Source organism: Haloferula sargassicola, assembly GCF_040362925.1.
Classification (GTDB): domain Bacteria; phylum Verrucomicrobiota; class Verrucomicrobiia; order Verrucomicrobiales; family Akkermansiaceae; genus Haloferula; species Haloferula sargassicola.
Genome location: NZ_BAABRI010000023.1, coordinates 37,439 through 53,605 on the forward strand (window position 1 = coordinate 37,439; position 16,167 = coordinate 53,605).

The following is a 16,167-nucleotide window of genomic DNA, read 5'->3' on the forward strand; positions in this document are numbered from 1 at the left end:
GGGTTTTAGTTCGAGGTGACCTCGAAGCGGTAAAAGCGGCGGCGAGCCACCCTCCGGCTGCCGTCAGGCACGGCGAGGAGGCCGCCATTGCCGCCCAGCGACTCACCGAGGCTCGTCCAGTCCGCCTGCAGGGTCGGGCTGGTCTGCAGTTGGTAGGTCGCTCCCGTTTCACCGTAGGTGGTGACCACGAGGTGATCCCCCAGCATCGAAATCTCCGACTGCCCGGAGCCCGTCGGCTCGCCCACGCCCACGGCGAACTCGTAGACGTGCAGCGGAGTCGCGCCCGAAGAGGACGCGGCGCTGTTTTCCTGGAGATAAACGCTGAGGATGCGGTCGTGAACGAGCCGCGGCTGGTCGATGAGCGGCTCGCCGGTGAAGGCGTTCGGCACCTCCACGGTCTGCAGCACCTTCCAATCGCTGTAGCGGGATTCCTTCGAGGCGCGGGCGATGGCCAGCCGGCCTGAGGCGTAGCCGGGGAAGACGTCGGTGCTCACGTCGTAGGAAACGAAGGCCGCATAGACGTTGCCGGCCGGATCGTAGCCGATGGCCGGCCGCGAACCGACCGGAAACCGATCCGGCGGGATGCGGCGCTGCTGCCATTTGCCGGTGCCGGGCTCGAGAAAGTAGTGGTAATAGGCGGTGCCGAGCGTCGAGTAGACCTGGTGGGTGACGTTCGGAAACGCGAAGCCGGGATCCTCGCGGCGGTGAAGCATCATCACGTGCACGCGGCCGTCACTGTCCACGCACTGGGTCTGCTGATTGATGAGGAGCTGGTTGAGGTCGAGCGGTTTGATGACGATTCCGGCCGAGTTGAGGTCGATGCCGCCCCCCGTGGAGGTGTCCGCGATCACCGTGCCGGCGGTATTTTTCCACCTCACCCCCCCGTCGTCCGACCAAGCATAGCAGATATCATGGTTGGAAGAGCCCGCGCCTTCCCGCCAGGTCCAGGAGACATGGATCGAGCCATTGGGCGCATAATCGAAGCCATTGAGGTAGGCACAGCGGCTGGTCGATCCGTTATAGTCCCCGGTGCGTTCCAGAAAGCGGATGGTGCCGGACCAATGGCCTGCGGCGGGATCGTAGGAGCAGAACACCTGGTCGCCATTGCCCGAGGCCCCGGTGCGCCAGTTGAGGGCGAGCCCGCCGTCCGGCTTGGAAACGAACTGGGGGTAGGTGACCCCCGTCACGGTCTCGTCCGCAGCAACCAACCAGTCCTGCTCCGGCTGCAGCATGCCGGCTCCCCAGGCCGCGGGGTTCGTCGTGCAAAGGCCCGCAATGGACCGGCGGTAGCGCAAGGTGTGCCCGTGGTGGTCCCAGGCAAGATGAAGCGAGCCGTCCGTTTCACAAATCCCGAGGGCCACCACGTTGTGCGCATCCCATGCCTCTTCATCACCATGCGTGAACTCCGAGTCGGTCTGGAAAGTTTCCCATGCCCCCTTGGTCGTACCATCGATCGTCCGCCGCGCCAGGACCACCCGCTGCGTGGTGCCGTTGCTGTCATAGAAGGCCGTGTATTGATAACCCTGGAACGTGTAGAGGATCTGATCCTGGAATGATAGACCGTTGATCGCTCGACCATAAATCGCCGAGCTCGGCATGATGCACGCATTGGCCGCCACGGTGGAGCCGCCGAGATAGGCCACGGCCGGAGAATTCCAGGAGGGTTTCGAGACAAGCTCGAGCGGATCGGTTCCGGCGATGAATTCGGCGAGGTTGGTGCTGCCATCCGAGTCGGGGTCGTCGTAGGCGCCCCCATCAAGGTTGCCGAGCGCGCTTGTTTCCCACTCGTCCCGGAGGCCGTCGCCATCGGAGTCGCCGGGGCGGGAAGTGGGGGAAGTCGGATCGGATCCTCCCTCGCATTCCTCCAGGTTCGAGAACCCGTCGCCGTCGGGATCGCCCGCCGGCCCTTGGGAAAGGCTGTCGAACCAAATGACCTCCCAGCCGTCGGGCAGCCCGTCGTTGTCGCTGTCTCCCGGAGCATTGAAGACGATCGGATTACTACCGGCGTAGTACTCTTCAAGGTTGGTCTGGTCGTCACCGTCGAAATCGCCGCCCGGCAGGACATCGGCGATCGCCACGAGGGCATCGGTGGCGTCGGCATCGACGATCTGCTGTTCCCACGAATCCGGCATGCCGTCGGCATCGGTGTCGGTCACGGTGGTGGTCTGGATTTTGACTTCGGTGAGGCTGTTCCAGCCGCTCACCGAATTTCCATGACCCAAATAGCGGACGTAGCGGGCGACCGGAAGGTCAGCCAGCGGGAAGACCTCCAGCGCCTGCGTGGCGCCGCTGCTCACCTGGGACACCAGCACCGGAGTCCACACCAGGCCATCGCTCGAGGTCTCAAGGTCAAAGGTCGAAGTCCGAAGGTCGCCGGCATAAAAGGCAATCTCCACCGATGAGATCCGGCGCGGCTTTCCAAGGTCGAAGGCGATCCACTGGCCATCACCGAAGGCCGACCAGCGGGTGCCGAGGTCGCCATCGAGCACCTTTGCGGGATCGTTCGTACTACCACCCTCGTAGGAACTGGCTCCCAGCAGTGCCACGCTGTCGAAGATGAACTCGTTGTCGGCCCGGGCGATGCGGCTGACGCGGCCCTCGTCCAGCAGCCCGACCAGACCTTCCCCCATGCCACCGATGGAGCGGCCCTCGTTTCCGAACACCAGCGGCGAGTCATCGGACTGGAAAGCCACACGGCTCGTGCCCACGGCGACCCGGTTGGCCACCGCGGCACCGCTATCGACCCGCGTCCAGTAGAGCGAGACCTCCCCGTCGTCGTAGACCGCGGCCACGTGGAACCACTTGTTTGGCACGAAGGCGTGGGGGCCGGTCAGGCTCGGCAGGTTGAAGGTCACCGGCGCGCCGCCGCCGTCGATCGGGTCGAAGTTCAGCACGCCATCGCCATTGATGCGGAACTGAAGCGCGCGGCTGGCGGAGCCGTCGAGGCCCCACAGGTGCTGGGGCGAGCCGGTGGTGATCGAGCCCACACGGATCATCGCCTCCAACGTGAAGGCCGCCCCGAGTTGGGCGAGCGCGTCGAAGCGGTCCGGCGAGGAAACGTTGTCGTCGAACCGGAAGACCCCGTCGAGGTTCGCATCGATGCCGATTCCCGTTCCGCTCATGTTGTTTCCCGCTGCTCCGAAGCCCGTGATGCCGTTGGCTCCATCGAAGACCGACCACGGCGTTTCCCCGGCGGAGGACACTCCCGGAAAATGGCCCGCCGCGTCGGTGACCACGGTCGCCCCCGCCGACTCGTCCATGTGGTAGAGGATCACCGTGGCGGCATCCGGCGCGTAGGGAGAAAAACCTTGGGCGGCGAGCGCGGACGGGAGGGCGAAAACAAGGGTGAACCACGGGCGGAACTTCATCGGGCGAGCGGCGGAGAACCCCGACCGTGGGTCCCGCAACCGGCCGGTTCAAGGTCCGGCGGCGCGTGCCCCCCTAAATGGTGGGACGCGGCATTCCCGCCGCGAACTCCGGCCGTCAGCCCTTTTTCCAGCGATCGACCCGCTCCCAGAACGCGCGCCCTTTCGCCGTTTCCAGGTCGGCCAGCAGCCACAGCTCCCGCGCCAGCGAGGCCACATCGATCATTTCCTCCGGCGGCTTCTCTTTCCACTCCTGGTAGTGGACGGCTGCGGTATCGATCGCGCGCTGCAGGTAACGCCGGATGCCGGTGGTGCGGTAGAGCTCGATGTCCGCCTCCACCTGGAGGTGCGACCATTTCCACTGATCGCGGTAGGCGCCGTTGCCTTGGATCATCGACTGGGCGGCGTCGGCTGTTTCCAGCGCTTCCTGCAGGTAGGGCTGCTGGCCGCTCAGTCCGTAGAGTGCGATGAAATTCCGGATCATCAGGGCGGTGTTGTAGGTCAGCTTGCCCTTGTTTTCCTCTCCGGTCGCCACCACCACCGCATCCTCGAACAGCAGGTCATCGCCCTGGAACTGCTTCACGGTCCAGGCGACGATCTTGTTCCCCCACTCGATCAGTTCGATGCGCCGGCGGGGATCGACGTACTGGGACAAACGATAGCACCCGAGCGCGGCCGGGGCGTTGGCGCAGGTGTTCTTGCTGCCGCCCTTGTGGCCCTCGTGCCACCAGATGCCGCCGCCGGCTTCATCGTCCCAGCCGCTGAGCACGAAGGTCAGCGTCTCGTCGGCACGCTTCAGGTAGCGCTTGTCGCCGGTGATGTCGTAGGCCTCGAGGAAGGTGATCACCATCCAGGCGTTGTCGTCATAATACTTGTCGTGGCCGCCCTGGGTCGGCAGCGGCTCGTATCCGGGGATCTCCACCGCCACGTCCCAGTAGTTGTCCAGTGCACGGAAATACTTCCGCATGTCCCGCTCGTAGCGGGCCTCGTGACGGGCCCCGCCAGCCAGCGCGGAGAACATGATTCCGGCACCCCACACGGTCGTCGGCCCGTCCTCGTCCGCCTTGTTCGAGTAGTAGCCGCTACGGCGGTTGTAGTAAGTATCCTCCAGATACTCCATCACCTCGACGGCGCGCTTCTGGTGGAGATCGCCCTCGATGCCGGGCACGTCCTTGGCGAGGCCCGGGGAAATCACCACGAGCAGGGTCGTCAGCCACGCCAGAAATCGATGCATGCCGCCCCTTACGTGGCCCCGCCTCCGGGTCTTAGCGAAATCGACGACATCGCCCGCTGGCGGAAGGCGATCGCGGCGCCCAGCGCCGTCGCCAGGCTGACCCACTGGTAGCCGGACAGCCCGCCGAGCGCCTTCGGAGTGGCACGCAGGAATTCGTGGAAAAACCGGAACAGCCCGTAGGCCATCAAATAAATGTGGAAATGCTGGCCCGGCAGCCATTTCCGCTGGCGGAGAAACAGCAGCCCCACCAGCGCCACCAGCTGGAAGCCGATCTCCACCGGCACCGCCGGCCAGCCGCCGAGGCCCCGGCAGCAGCCGGCATCCAGGCAGCCGATCCGGCCCAGCGCCAGCGGTACCGGCAGCAGCAGCGCGAACCGGTCGCCGGTGACCGCCCGGTAGCCCATCCGCTGCTTCGCGATCTCCACCCCGGCCCAGCCGCCGGGCAGCGCGCCGGTGATCGATTTCCCGGAAAGCCACAATGCCCACCGGTCGGGCGAGGCCGCATCGAGCCAGCCCTCGGCGATCAGGTAGGCGAGCTTGGCCCCGAGAAACGCCCCGACCAACCCGCCCAGATAGATCATCGGAATCCGGGCGTCATCGCGGGCCTGGAACCACCAGTAGATCGCTCCCAGCAACACGCCGACCACGATCATCACAAGATAAACAGGGGAGCCGGCGACCATGGATCAAAAGCTTCCGCCGGCCACGAGACAGATCGAAAACAGCACGCCGACCAGCACCGCGGGAGCGACCACCAGCTGCGCCAGCACGAAAATCGCGGCGTGGCTCCACTCGGACCGTCCCAGGAGCTTGCGTTTCTGCGACAGCCGAGCATCGAACCAGCCGATGCCATAGGTCGAGGCCACGGAAAGCAGGACCCACGCCGTCATGAGCCATTGATCGGAACCCCTTAGGCCGAGCGAGCCTAACAAGGCCGCCCACAAGGCCAGCATCCCGGCCGGCAGGATCCACAGCACGAAACGGAACCAGCCGATCGCCGCGTTGTTCGGCGGCGGCGGGGGCAGCTCAGGTGGCTCCATTGGCATAGTAGCGGCAGAAGGAATCAAGCCGGCCGTCCGGCCGGATCACATGGGTGCAGCAGCGGTCGATCCGGTCCTGGTCCCATGTCCACGAGTCCATAAACGGTTTGATGAAGATGCGGAAGGCGTTCTTTTCCTCCATCTCGTAGCGATGAAGCAGCTCGCCCAGCTCCGTGTTCTCGCACCCGCAGCGCGTCAGGTCGGCCATTTCATAGCGGACCTTGTCGCGCAGAAACCCTTGGAGACTGGCGAAATCGACGAACTCGGAGATACTCCGGAGCCCCTCCGGGCTGCGGATCAGGTAACCGATCACCGCGCAGTTCGGGTCACCACAAGGCAGCGGGGTGAAGTCGGCCTCGGTCAATTTCCCGCCGGACTGCCGCATCGCCGCCAGCACCAGATCCGCGGTGTTGAGCCGGCTGCCGGCGAGCCCCACCCGGCCGCTGAGAAACATCGGCTGCAGGGCCACCCCGCGGCACAGCCCGAAGCGCAGACCCACCGTGATGGTCTCCCAGAGGTGCCCGAGGTTTTCCTGACACACCGTCATGGCCAGCGTGAAGGGGATCTTTTCCTGCTCGCAGCGCTCCATCGTGGTGTGCTTCACCTCGCGCAGGTCGCCGCCCCGCAGCTCGACCTGCCCTTCCTCCTGGGGGCCATCGTATTGAAGGTAGAGCTGGAAGCCCCCGCGCCGCGCCCGCTCGCCGAGCTTCGCGGAAAACTCCCCGTCACGCGCCAGCCGGAGTCCGTTGGTGTTGAGCAGGCAGTAGTCGATCCGCGGTTCGGCCTGGATCCAGTCGATCAGCTGGAACAGCTCCGGATGCAGCGTGGGCTCGCCGCCGGAGAGCTGGAGGATCTCGATCCTGTGCTTGCGTTCGAGCACCCCCTCGATGCGGCGCATGAGGTCCGCGATCGGATGGGCTTTCAGCCGCTCCCGGGACACGCCCGGCGGCGCGTCGGTGAAACAGGTGGGGCACTGGAGATTGCACGAATCCACGATCTCGATCAGGGCCAGGCAGGTCGAAAGCTCCTCGGGCGTGCCCGGGCGCGTGGCATTACCGCCCAAGGTGCCGACCCGACCCTCGGGCGAGGAAGAGCAGGCGCAGCCCGCACCACAGCCATTGGATGGGTCGCCCTGGGACAACCAATAAAAGCGGGCATCGCTGGCGAGGCAGACTTCATGGGGGCCGTGATCGTCGCAGATCCGGGTCATCCAGATTTCTCCGGGATCGGAGCCGCGCCTCCACACCTCGGCCGGGCAGGCCTGATGGCAGACGGGGCAGCGTGAGGACGTCGATTTGAGCTTGGTGGGAGATATCTGGGACATGGGGAGGCGGACAGGGGAGTAACCGGTGGCCTCATATCAACGGAACCTATCAGATCGGGCAATGACAATATCTTGGATCTGCCTGTTCCCCCGACCACCTTCATCCATCGACACCCCGGCTCCCTCCCCGCCCTCGGAAGATCAGCCTTCTCCCAAGGATGAAATTTTGTGCAATATCTCGACCGGACGCCACCTGACGGGGAAGTTGTGCCCCGCGGTTGTGCCCCGCGGTTGTGCCCCCGGTTGTGCCCCCGGTTGTGCCCCCGGTTGTGCCCCCCGGTTGTGCCCCCCGGTTGTGCCCCCCGGTTGTGCCCCCCGGTTGTGCCCCCCGGTTGTGCCCCCCGGTTGTGCCGCGCCAGTTGTGCCCCTCCTTCACATCCACCGACATCCCCCGGGGTGCGCCACCCCCAGACCTTGTGCCGGGACACCGAAGTCTGCCTCGACGACGGAGCCGGCCTGCTTTCAGATGTAGTTGCGCGCGCAACTACATCCCGCCTCCGGCTTTATTTATCTTACCTTTGTCCGGATGAACTGGACCGACGTCGGAGGCAGGGGGACGCGGAACTTGCTCCCGGTCGAGATCTCCCGCGTCGTCGGTGCCATACGGTCGGGCTCCTCGAGCGTGTTCTGCGCATCCGCGTCGCCCGCCAACAGGATCGCGGTGCCGCGGTCGGCTACCCTTTCCGCACCCTTCAGCCGGATGGTCGCGGAAACCTCGCGCTCGGAAGGATTGACCAACTTCACGATCGCCTCGCCCGCTTTCCGGTCGAGGGCGCTGGCGACGCTGACCCGCGGGGCGGGCACCGGATGGTCGATGACCGGCTTGCCGTCGAGCGAGCAAACGATGCGGCCCGGCGTCAGCTCGACTTTCACCTCATACCAGCGCCCGGGTTCGAGGCGGCCACCGGTCTGCTTGACGATCGAAAGGCCATCGCCCCGTCCATGCTGAAGGCCGTGCTGACGATTTCCCCACCCGCCGACGTTGAACCACCAGCTGGAGCCGTCGTTTCCGCCAAAGGCGATGATGAAGCCCTCCGCGCCGGAAACCTTCCGCGCCTTGAGGGTGATCGTCACCTCCTCGCCGGCGTAGCTTTCCGTCCCCGTGGCCATGGCAGGCCTGGCCTCGGTGTCGGTCTGGGCGAAAACACCGGCCGTTTCCGCGAAGCGGCCCCGCGCGGTCTGCCAGCCGGCCGGATCGACCCGGCGGCCATTGACGCGGATCTCGTCGAACTCGGCCGCGGTGCCCCAGGTGCCGAGCCCGATGGTGCCGGAAACCGTCGGCTGCGGTTGCGGATCAACCACCTCGACGGTGTTCGCCAGATAAACATCGCCCTTGTTCGAGGCAAACATGCGTTGGACGTGGTAGCTCGGCGTTTTGACGACCTCGCGATGGTTGAAGTAGATCAGGTCGGGATTCCATTGGCAGTGCCCGAGGCGGCCGAAGAGCGGCGCGTAGCAGGTCATGTCGACGAGGTCCGCATTGCGCTCGATGCCGGTGAGATAGGCCGCTTCGGCGACGGCGTTGATCTGCTTTTTGTCGCGCGAGGCATACTCGCCGACGAAGATCTTCGGCTTGCTGCGGTCGAAATCGTCGAAGCGATCCTGGTGTGCGATGAACCAGCTCGGGTCCTTGTAGTAGTGCTCGTCGGAGCTGTGGACCTTCTCGCGGGTCATCAGGTCGTAGATCGGGATCTCCGGGTCCAGGCCCGAGGTGCCGATGATCTTGATGTCCGGATACCGGTCCCGCATCGCCTCCACGAAGCGGGGAAAGCGCTCGCGCATTTCCGGCGTGTCGTGCTCCTCGTTGCCGAGGCAGACGAACTCCAGCTGGAACGGCTCCGGGTGCCCCATTTCCGCGCGCACGTGGCCCCACTCGCTGTCGGCCGGGCCGTTGGCGAACTCGATGAGATCGAGCGCGTCATCGATCCACTCGCCGAGGTTCTCGATGTCCACCACCTCGTACGGGTCGGTGAAGCCGCAGGAAACGCCGATCGGCACCACCGGCAGCGGGGTCATGCCAAGATCCTCGCAGAGCTGGAAGTATTCGAAAAATCCCAGCCCGTAGGTCTGGTGATAGCCCCAGCGGTTCCAGTTCGGCCGTCGTTCCTCGACCGGGCCGACGGTGTCCTTCCATCGGTAGGCATTGTCGAGGCCGCAGCCGTGGGCGATGCAGCCGCCGGGAAAACGCAGGAACTTCGGGTGCAGGTCCGCCAGCGCCTCGACGAGGTCCTTGCGCAGGCCGTTCACCCGGCCCTTGTAGGTGTCCTTCGGGAAAAGCGAGATCATGTCGAGGTCGATCACGCCCGACCCCTCGGTCGAGATCGCGAGCTTCGCCTGGTCCGTGGTTTTCGAGGAAACGATCTCCTCTTCGAGTTTCGACCACTCCCCGGTCGCCTCGCCGAGGGAAGCCGTGCCGCACTCGCTGCCATCGGCATCGAGCAGCGTCGCGGTGATCGCGCCGTTGCCCGACCACCCGCGGGTCCGCACGAAGACGGACACGCGGTAGCTGGCGCCTTGGTCGAGCGGGATGCCGTCGAAGCCGGCGTTCACCACGCCCACCTTGGCCGTGGCGGCGGACTTGAGCTTGGCGTAGTGCTTGTTGTTCCAGTTGAGCGGGTCGGTTTCCTCGACGCTCAGCTCGACCGGATTGCCGCCGATTTTTTCCCAGGCGAAGAGGGGCACCATCTTCTTTCCCAGCGGATCGTTCTCGGCGACCGGGAAGTATTCGAAGGAGCGGTTCTGGACGAGTTCGGCATACAGGCCGCCATCGGCCGCCCAGTTGATATCCTCGAAAAACAAGCCGTAGAGGTGCTCCGGGAGGTCGATGGTGGGCTTCGAGACATCGACCTCGATCTCGACGGAGGCGCCGGCGGTCGCCACGAGGGCGGCGGCCATCAGGGTAGGGATGGGTTTCATGGGTGGGATTCGATCGTGCGGTTCAGAGTCCGTATTTTCCGGCCAGCCGCTGGTATTCGTCCTCGGAAACGGGCAGCACCGAGCCGTGGCGGAAGTGGAAGGGGAAGGTGATGTCGTCGGCCTTCTCGAACTTGCCCTTGTCGAGATCGTCGGTGACGTACGGCTGGTAGCCGCGGCCTTGCGCGTAGTGATCGATCAGCAGGCACCACTTGGCGGGCTTGCCGGGTGCGGCGTCCTCCAGCTTGAAGCAGGCCGGGCCCTCGTAGCCCTGCAGGCGCTTGAGCGAGAAGCCGTTCACCTTCTTCCACTTGCCCATCAGCTCGTCGCACTTCTCCATGGCGATCGCCTTGGTCGTCTCGTCCTTGTTGAAACGGTAGTAGGTCCCGTTTTCCCACACGATGTCGGTGTCGATCACGTCGTTGCGCTTCTCGATGTAGATGAAGGGCTCGCCGAACTCCGTGAAATCCTTGGTGCGGGCAGCCCAGATGCGGTGCTTCTTGAAGTCGTCGCGGCCGGTCTTCGAGGCCCAGAAAACGAGGTAGTCCTTCTCCTTCTCGTCGTAGATCGCCTCCGGCGCCCAGGTGCAGCCGGCATCGTCGGGCGCCACCTTGACCAGCCGCGGCTCGCTCCAGTTCACCAGGTCCTCGCTTTCCCAGATGACGATCGACTTGCTGCCCTGCGTCACCGCGCGGCCCCAGTTGTGGTGGGTGAGGTGAATGGAAAGGTCGGTGGCGATCACCCAGGTTTTTTTGCCGTCGTGCGAGCGCAGGAGGTAGGGATCACGCACGCCCTTTTCGCCCAGCTCGCTGACCAGCACGGGCTCACCGCCCTTGAGCGCCTTCCAGTCGCGGCCGTCGCGGCTGAGCGCGAAGTAGATCTGCTCGGTCATCGGCGTCTGCTCCCCCTTGAAGGTGGTGAAGAGAAATCCGCCCTTTTCCGCCGCGGCGAGCGGGGAAAGGAAGCAGGCAAGGATCGAAAGGAATCGTTTCATGGGAGACGGAGCTTCGGGGTTCTGGGGAAAAATGCAACCTGCGGCGTGGGTCATCTTTCCCCCGCAGCGCCGGGGGTGGGCCCATGAAAGGTGCCCCGCGAAGGAACGGTATGGGAACGTCTTCCAAACCCCCTGCTCGATCAGGATTCCAAGCCAAACCCCGACACTCATGCTCCGCTACCTTCTTCCCTTCGCCCTCGCCGCCCAACCCCTGATCGCGCTGCCGCCGGACACCACCGCGCCGATGGGCCAGAGCTTTGAAAAGGTCATGCCGAAGGGCACGCTCAAGGTCCTGCTGGTCGGCTCCGGGTCGTCGCACGACTTTCCGAAGTTCTTCCTCGGCACCGACACCGAGACGCTCGAGGCGGCGGAAAAGATCGACTGCGCCGCCACGCCGAACCTCAAGGAGGCCCTCGAGCTGATCAAGGAGGCGGACGTGCTCGTCTTCAGCGGCAACCACGACCAGTGGGGCGGCAAGGAGTGGCAGAAGGCGCTCAACGACTTCGCCGATGCCGGCAAGGGCCTGGTTTTCCTGCACGCCGCCACCTGGTCGCACCCGTGGCCGGGCTACAACGACCGCTTCATCGGGGGTCGCACGCCGAGCCACGGCTACGGCGAGTTCGAAGTGACGGTGAAGGGCGGCAAAAACCCGATCACCACCGAGGTGCCGAAGAAGTTCAAGATCACCGACGAGAACTACCGGTTCGAACTCAACAAGGGGGCGAAGGTGAAGGTCTGCTGCGAGAACGCGGCCGACCAGACCAAGGACGACATTCCGAGCGTGTGGATCGTGAAGGACAAGAAGGCCAAGATCGTCTGCATCACCCTCGGCCACGCCGCCGAGGCGCATGACAACCCGGCATTCAAGCAGCTGCTGACGAATTCGGTAGAGTGGGTGGCCGGCCGTTGAGCCGTAGCGGCGGGCGCGCGTGAGATTCGTGCGTCCGCTTCCTTTCAGGGCTTCACGAAGAAGCGACGGCTCGGTCCATACGGGGGCTCGGCCCATACGGGGATCGGAGGAGCCCATTCCGAGCGCCCTTTGATTCGGAGGTCCCGCCCCGTCGGAGCTCCCGCCGCATCCGAGCGCCCGGTCTCACCCGACCGGCCCGCCCCATCCGAGCGCCGCGCCCGCCCCCCGGCCGAGGGCCCCTGCCGTCCAAAGGGCCAACGGCCCGCCACATACCAGCCCCGGGCATCGCCCGGGGTTTCGCATATCAGGGAAGATACCGAGGGCTGAAAGCCTGGCACATGCACGGTGGGCTCGGATCGACTCAACCCAGCATGTGTCAGGCTTTCAGCCCTCCGTTCATGGAGGACCTCCGAACCCGGGCCTTCAGCCCGGGCTGGTATGTGGCGGGCCGTTGGCCCTTTTGGGAGACCCGGTCTCAAACCCGCAAAAAAAGCACGGCCAGTTCTCTCGCAACACACAAACTCCACCCCACAAAACACGATTTGTTTCCTACCAAACACCCCTCCACCCCGCAAAACACGGCCTGCTCTTCTCAACACACAAACTCCACCCTACGAAACACGGTCTGTTTCCTACAAAACACCCCCTTCACCCCACAAAACACGGTCTGCTTCCTACAAAACACCCCCTTCACCCCACAAAACACGGTCTGCTTCCTACAAAACACCCCCTTCACCCCACAAAACACGGTCTGTTTCCTACAAAACACCCCCGCCACCCCACAAAACACGGCCTGTTCTCCGCATAACACGGGCTCCACCTTACGAAACACGGTCTGTTTTCTGCAAAGACGCCCTTCCGCCCCCCGAAACACGGTCGGTTCCCGGCGAAACGCAGCCTGTTCACCCCCAAATCACCGCGCGTTTCCGGCGCAACACGGCTCCTTTGGCCCTGCCCGGTTGCCGGCGGCTCCATCCGCCATCCGCAAAAAAACCCAGGCCATCACGGCCCGGGTTTTTGGGTGGTGGCGCGAAAGGATCGCTCAGTAGGCGAAAGCGGGCGGGGTTTTGCCGACACCCCATTCCTTGTTTGGCTCGGGGCCCATGCGGAAAGCCAGGGTGCCGCCGGCGGAAAGCTCTTTCTGGGTGATCCAGGTCCGGTCGAGCGGCTTGCCGTCGAGCATGGCCTCCTGGATATAGACATTCTCCTTCGAGTTGCCGGAGGCGATCACGGTGAAAGTTTTGCCGTTGCCGAGCTTCATCGAGGATTTCTCGAACATCGGGCTGCCGATCATGTAAACGCCGCTGGCCGGGTTGACCGGGTAGATGCCCAGCGAGCTAAACACGTACCAGGCGGACATCTGGCCGCAGTCTTCGTTGCCGCAGATGCCGTCGGGCTGGTCGGTGTAAAACTTTTCCGAGATCTCGCGGATCCACTTCTGCGTCTTCCACGGCTGGCCGGCGAAGTCGTAGAGGTAGGCGGTGTGGTGGCTCGGCTCGTTGCCGTGCGCATACTGGCCGATCAGGCCGGTCACGTCCGGGGCGTGCGACTCGACCCCCTCGGTGGTCCACATTTCATCGAGCTTGGCGACGAAGGCCTCGGGCCCGCCCATCAGCTCGATCAGCGCCGGCACGTCCTGCATGACCGACCACGTGTATTGCCAGGCGTTGGCCTCGGTGAAGGCGCGGAAGTCGACGACCGTCGGCTTGAAGGGCTCCAGCCAGTCGCCGTTGCGGTCCTTGCCGCGCATCATGCCGGCGTCCTTGTCGAAGACGTTGCGGAAATTCCGGGCCCGCTCGTCGTACTCGTGGGCGATCCGTTTTTTCCCGATGGCCTCGGCGAAGCGCGCGATGCACCAATCATCGAAGGCATACTCCAGCGTGCGCGAGGTGCCCTGGGCTCCGTCATCGCCGGAGGGAGCGTAGCCTTTTTCGCGGTACTCCTTGTTCCACTCGCGGCGGTTCGAGCTGTCGACCATGGCGTCGAGCATCTTGCGCTCGTTGAAGTCGGTGAGGCCCTTGAAGTAGGCGTCCACGATCACCGGAATCGAGTGGTAGCCGATCATGCACCAGGTGTCGTTGCCGCACAGGGTCCACACCGGCAGCTGGTGGTAGCCGGTGTTTTCATAGTGGATCAGCATCGCGTCGGTGAACTCGCCGACCTTTTCCGGGACGAGCAGCGTGTAGAGCGGGTTGGCGGCGCGGAAGGTGTCCCACAACGAGAAGGTCGAATAGTAGTTGAAGCCCGGATCCGCGTGCTCCTTGCGATCGGGGCCGATCCAGCGGCGGTCGTGGTCGTTGTAGACGTTCGGGGCGACCATGGTGTGATAGAGCGCGGTGTAGAAGGTGCGCAGCTCGGCCTCGTCCTTGTCGGAGATGGTGACCTTGCCGAGCAGCTCGTTCCACTTCGCCACGGTGCCTTGCCGGACCTCCTCGAAGCCCTTGTCGCCCACCTCGGCCTTCAGGTTGTCCTTGGCGCCATCGATGCTGACGGGCGACACGCCGACCTTCACGACCAGCGGCTTGCCGGCATCCAGGTCGAAGTGCAGCGCGCCCTTGATGTTCTTGCCGGAAATCGACTTCCCGTCCTTGGTCTCCCCGCCTTCGCGGAAATCCTGGCCGGTGATTTTTTCCGAGAACTCGGCGACGAAGTAGAAGGTCTTGGGGTTCGACCAGCCGTCGGTTTTCTGCCAGCCGACCACGGTATGCGGGTCCTTGATTTCGAGTTCCGCCTCGAAGGCCGCGTCACCCGGAGGCGAGACCTTGTGGTTGAGGTCGATCAGCACCTCCGCGTCGCCCTTTTTCGGAAAAGTATAGCGGTGCACGGCGCAGCGCTCGGTGGCGGTCAGCTCGACCTCGATGTCGGAGCCGTCGAGCTTCACCGAGTAGTAGCCGGTCTCGGCGTGCTCGTTTTCGTGGTTGAACATTGCCCGCGCGCCCGAGTCGGGGCGCAGCCCGCCGCCGTCGTTGCCGGTCGGCTTGGGGTCCCACTGGATGTCGCCGGTCATCGGCATGAACATCAGGTTGCCGAGGTCGCCGCAGCCGGTGCCGCTGAGGTGGGTGTGGCTGAAGCCGATGATGCCCGTATCGTCGTAGTGGTAGCCCGAGCACCGGTCCCAGCCGTGGAGGCCGGTATCCGGGCTGGCCTGGACCATGCCGAAGGGCGCGGTGGCACCGGGAAACACGTGGCCGTGGCCGGCGGTGCCGATCATGGGATCGACGTATTTGGCCGGTGCCGGCAGGTCGGCCGCCAAGGCCGCCGCGGGGAGAAGGAGGAGCGGTAGATGATTCATGGTGGGGTTGATACCCCCTCTTCTACGCGCCCGGACCCCGGAATCTCCGCAATTTCCTGAAATCCCGGGATTTTTCCGGTCAGCATGCCCCGCCGCCAGCTTCGTTGGACATCTTCTCTAACTGACGTATCGGGAAAAGAACCGCATGAGCCCGCCCCGCCGAGTCCTCGCCATCGTCAATCCCGCCGCCGGCCAGGATCAGGCGGAGGACATCCTCGCGACCATCCGCCGCAGGCTGGAGGAAAGCGGGCTCGACTTCGAACTGCGCGAAACCGAGGGCGAAGGCGATGCCCGCCGCTGGGCGGCGGAGACGGATCGCGAGCTGGTCCTCGTCGCCGGCGGCGACGGCACGGTGATGGAGGCGCTTTCCGGGATCATCGAAAACGAACGCGAAATCCCGCTGGCCCAGATCCCGACCGGCACCGCCAACCTGCTCGCCCGCGCGCTGGGCGTGCCGACCGACGTCGATGACGCCCTCGAACTCGCGCTTCGGAGCGGCGTCGCCGTGCCGATGGATGTCGGCCACCTGGTCGATCACGACCGCTATTTCGCCCTGATGGCGGGCTCCGGCTGGGATGCCGACCTGATCAAGGCCGCCGACCGCGACCTGAAGGACAAGCTCGGCTTCTTCGCCTACGTCATCACCGGCGTGAAGAGCCTCTTTTCGCTGAAACGCTCGCGCATCCGCCTCACGGTCGATGACCGCCGGCTGCGTTTCCGCGCCCACACGGTCATCGCCATCAACGTCGGCGAAATCCAAGGCTCCGGCATCGCGCTCGGCTCGAACCTCAGCCCGCACGACGGCAAGCTCGATCTGGCCATCGTTTCGCCGAACAGCATCGGCGGCATTCTCAAGGTCCTCTGGCGGCTGCTCACCCGCCGCTACGAGGGCGCCACCGAGTTGCGCTACTTTTCCGCGGAAAAGATCAAGGTCGAGGCCGACCCGCCGCTCAACCTGGAGATCGATGGCGAACCGATCGGCAAGACGCCCTTCGAGGCCCACGTCATTCCCGGCGGCGCGATGCTGGTCGTTCCGCGCGAGTATGCGGAAAACAAGGACATCCTGCCCTGATTTCCGACCCGGCTTGCAAGGAC

General features: G+C 64.8%; 10 protein-coding genes. 2 read left to right on the forward strand and 8 right to left on the reverse strand.

Annotated elements, in window-relative coordinates:
- Positions 1–5: 5 nt before the first annotated feature.
- The 7 genes from ABXH26_RS17455 to ABXH26_RS17485 all read right to left on the reverse strand — a co-directional run bounded on the left by ABXH26_RS17455 (position 6) and on the right by ABXH26_RS17485 (position 10,870).
- Entirely contained in the window at positions 6–3,368 is a 3,363-nt protein-coding gene (locus tag ABXH26_RS17455) for a BNR-4 repeat-containing protein (RefSeq protein ID WP_353568385.1), read from the reverse strand.
- Between the two features lie 115 nt (positions 3,369–3,483).
- Complete coding sequence (locus ABXH26_RS17460) at positions 3,484–4,599, reverse strand: glycoside hydrolase family 76 protein (RefSeq protein ID WP_353568386.1); 1,116 nt, start codon at positions 4,597–4,599, stop codon at positions 3,484–3,486.
- An 8-nt stretch (positions 4,600–4,607) separates the two neighbouring features.
- Positions 4,608–5,282, reverse strand: a complete 675-nt coding sequence (locus ABXH26_RS17465) for a prolipoprotein diacylglyceryl transferase family protein (protein ID WP_353568387.1) — start codon at positions 5,280–5,282, stop codon at positions 4,608–4,610.
- 3 nt (positions 5,283–5,285) lie between these two features.
- The gene (locus ABXH26_RS17470) at positions 5,286–5,639 is read right to left on the reverse strand and encodes a hypothetical protein (RefSeq protein WP_353568388.1); all 354 of its coding nucleotides are present in this window, start codon (positions 5,637–5,639) and stop codon (positions 5,286–5,288) included.
- Positions 5,626–6,963, reverse strand: coding sequence for a radical SAM protein (locus tag ABXH26_RS17475; protein ID WP_353568389.1), 1,338 nt, complete (start codon positions 6,961–6,963; stop codon positions 5,626–5,628). Before ABXH26_RS17475 ends, ABXH26_RS17470 begins: the two co-directional genes overlap by 14 nt.
- Before the next feature lie 507 nt (positions 6,964–7,470).
- Entirely contained in the window at positions 7,471–9,879 is a 2,409-nt protein-coding gene (locus ABXH26_RS17480; RefSeq protein WP_353568390.1) for an alpha-L-arabinofuranosidase family protein, read from the reverse strand.
- Between the two features lie 22 nt (positions 9,880–9,901).
- Positions 9,902–10,870 carry a glycoside hydrolase family 43 protein gene (locus ABXH26_RS17485; RefSeq protein WP_353568391.1) on the reverse strand — a complete coding sequence of 323 codons (969 nt, stop codon included), beginning with the start codon at positions 10,868–10,870 and terminating at the stop codon, positions 9,902–9,904.
- Positions 10,871–11,039: 169 nt separating this feature from the next.
- On the opposite strand from ABXH26_RS17485, the gene ABXH26_RS17490 reads away from it, so the two are divergent.
- On the forward strand, positions 11,040–11,780 hold the full coding sequence (locus ABXH26_RS17490) for a ThuA domain-containing protein (RefSeq protein WP_353568392.1): 741 nt from the start codon (positions 11,040–11,042) through the stop codon (positions 11,778–11,780).
- Positions 11,781–12,822: 1,042 nt separating this feature from the next.
- On the opposite strand, the gene ABXH26_RS17495 is transcribed toward ABXH26_RS17490, so the two are convergent.
- Positions 12,823–15,072, reverse strand: coding sequence for a GH92 family glycosyl hydrolase (locus tag ABXH26_RS17495; RefSeq protein WP_353568393.1), 2,250 nt, complete (start codon positions 15,070–15,072; stop codon positions 12,823–12,825).
- A gap of 145 nt (positions 15,073–15,217) precedes the next feature.
- On the opposite strand from ABXH26_RS17495, the gene ABXH26_RS17500 reads away from it, so the two are divergent.
- The gene (locus tag ABXH26_RS17500; RefSeq protein WP_353568394.1) at positions 15,218–16,144 is read left to right on the forward strand and encodes a diacylglycerol/lipid kinase family protein; all 927 of its coding nucleotides are present in this window, start codon (positions 15,218–15,220) and stop codon (positions 16,142–16,144) included.
- Positions 16,145–16,167 lie beyond the last annotated feature (23 nt).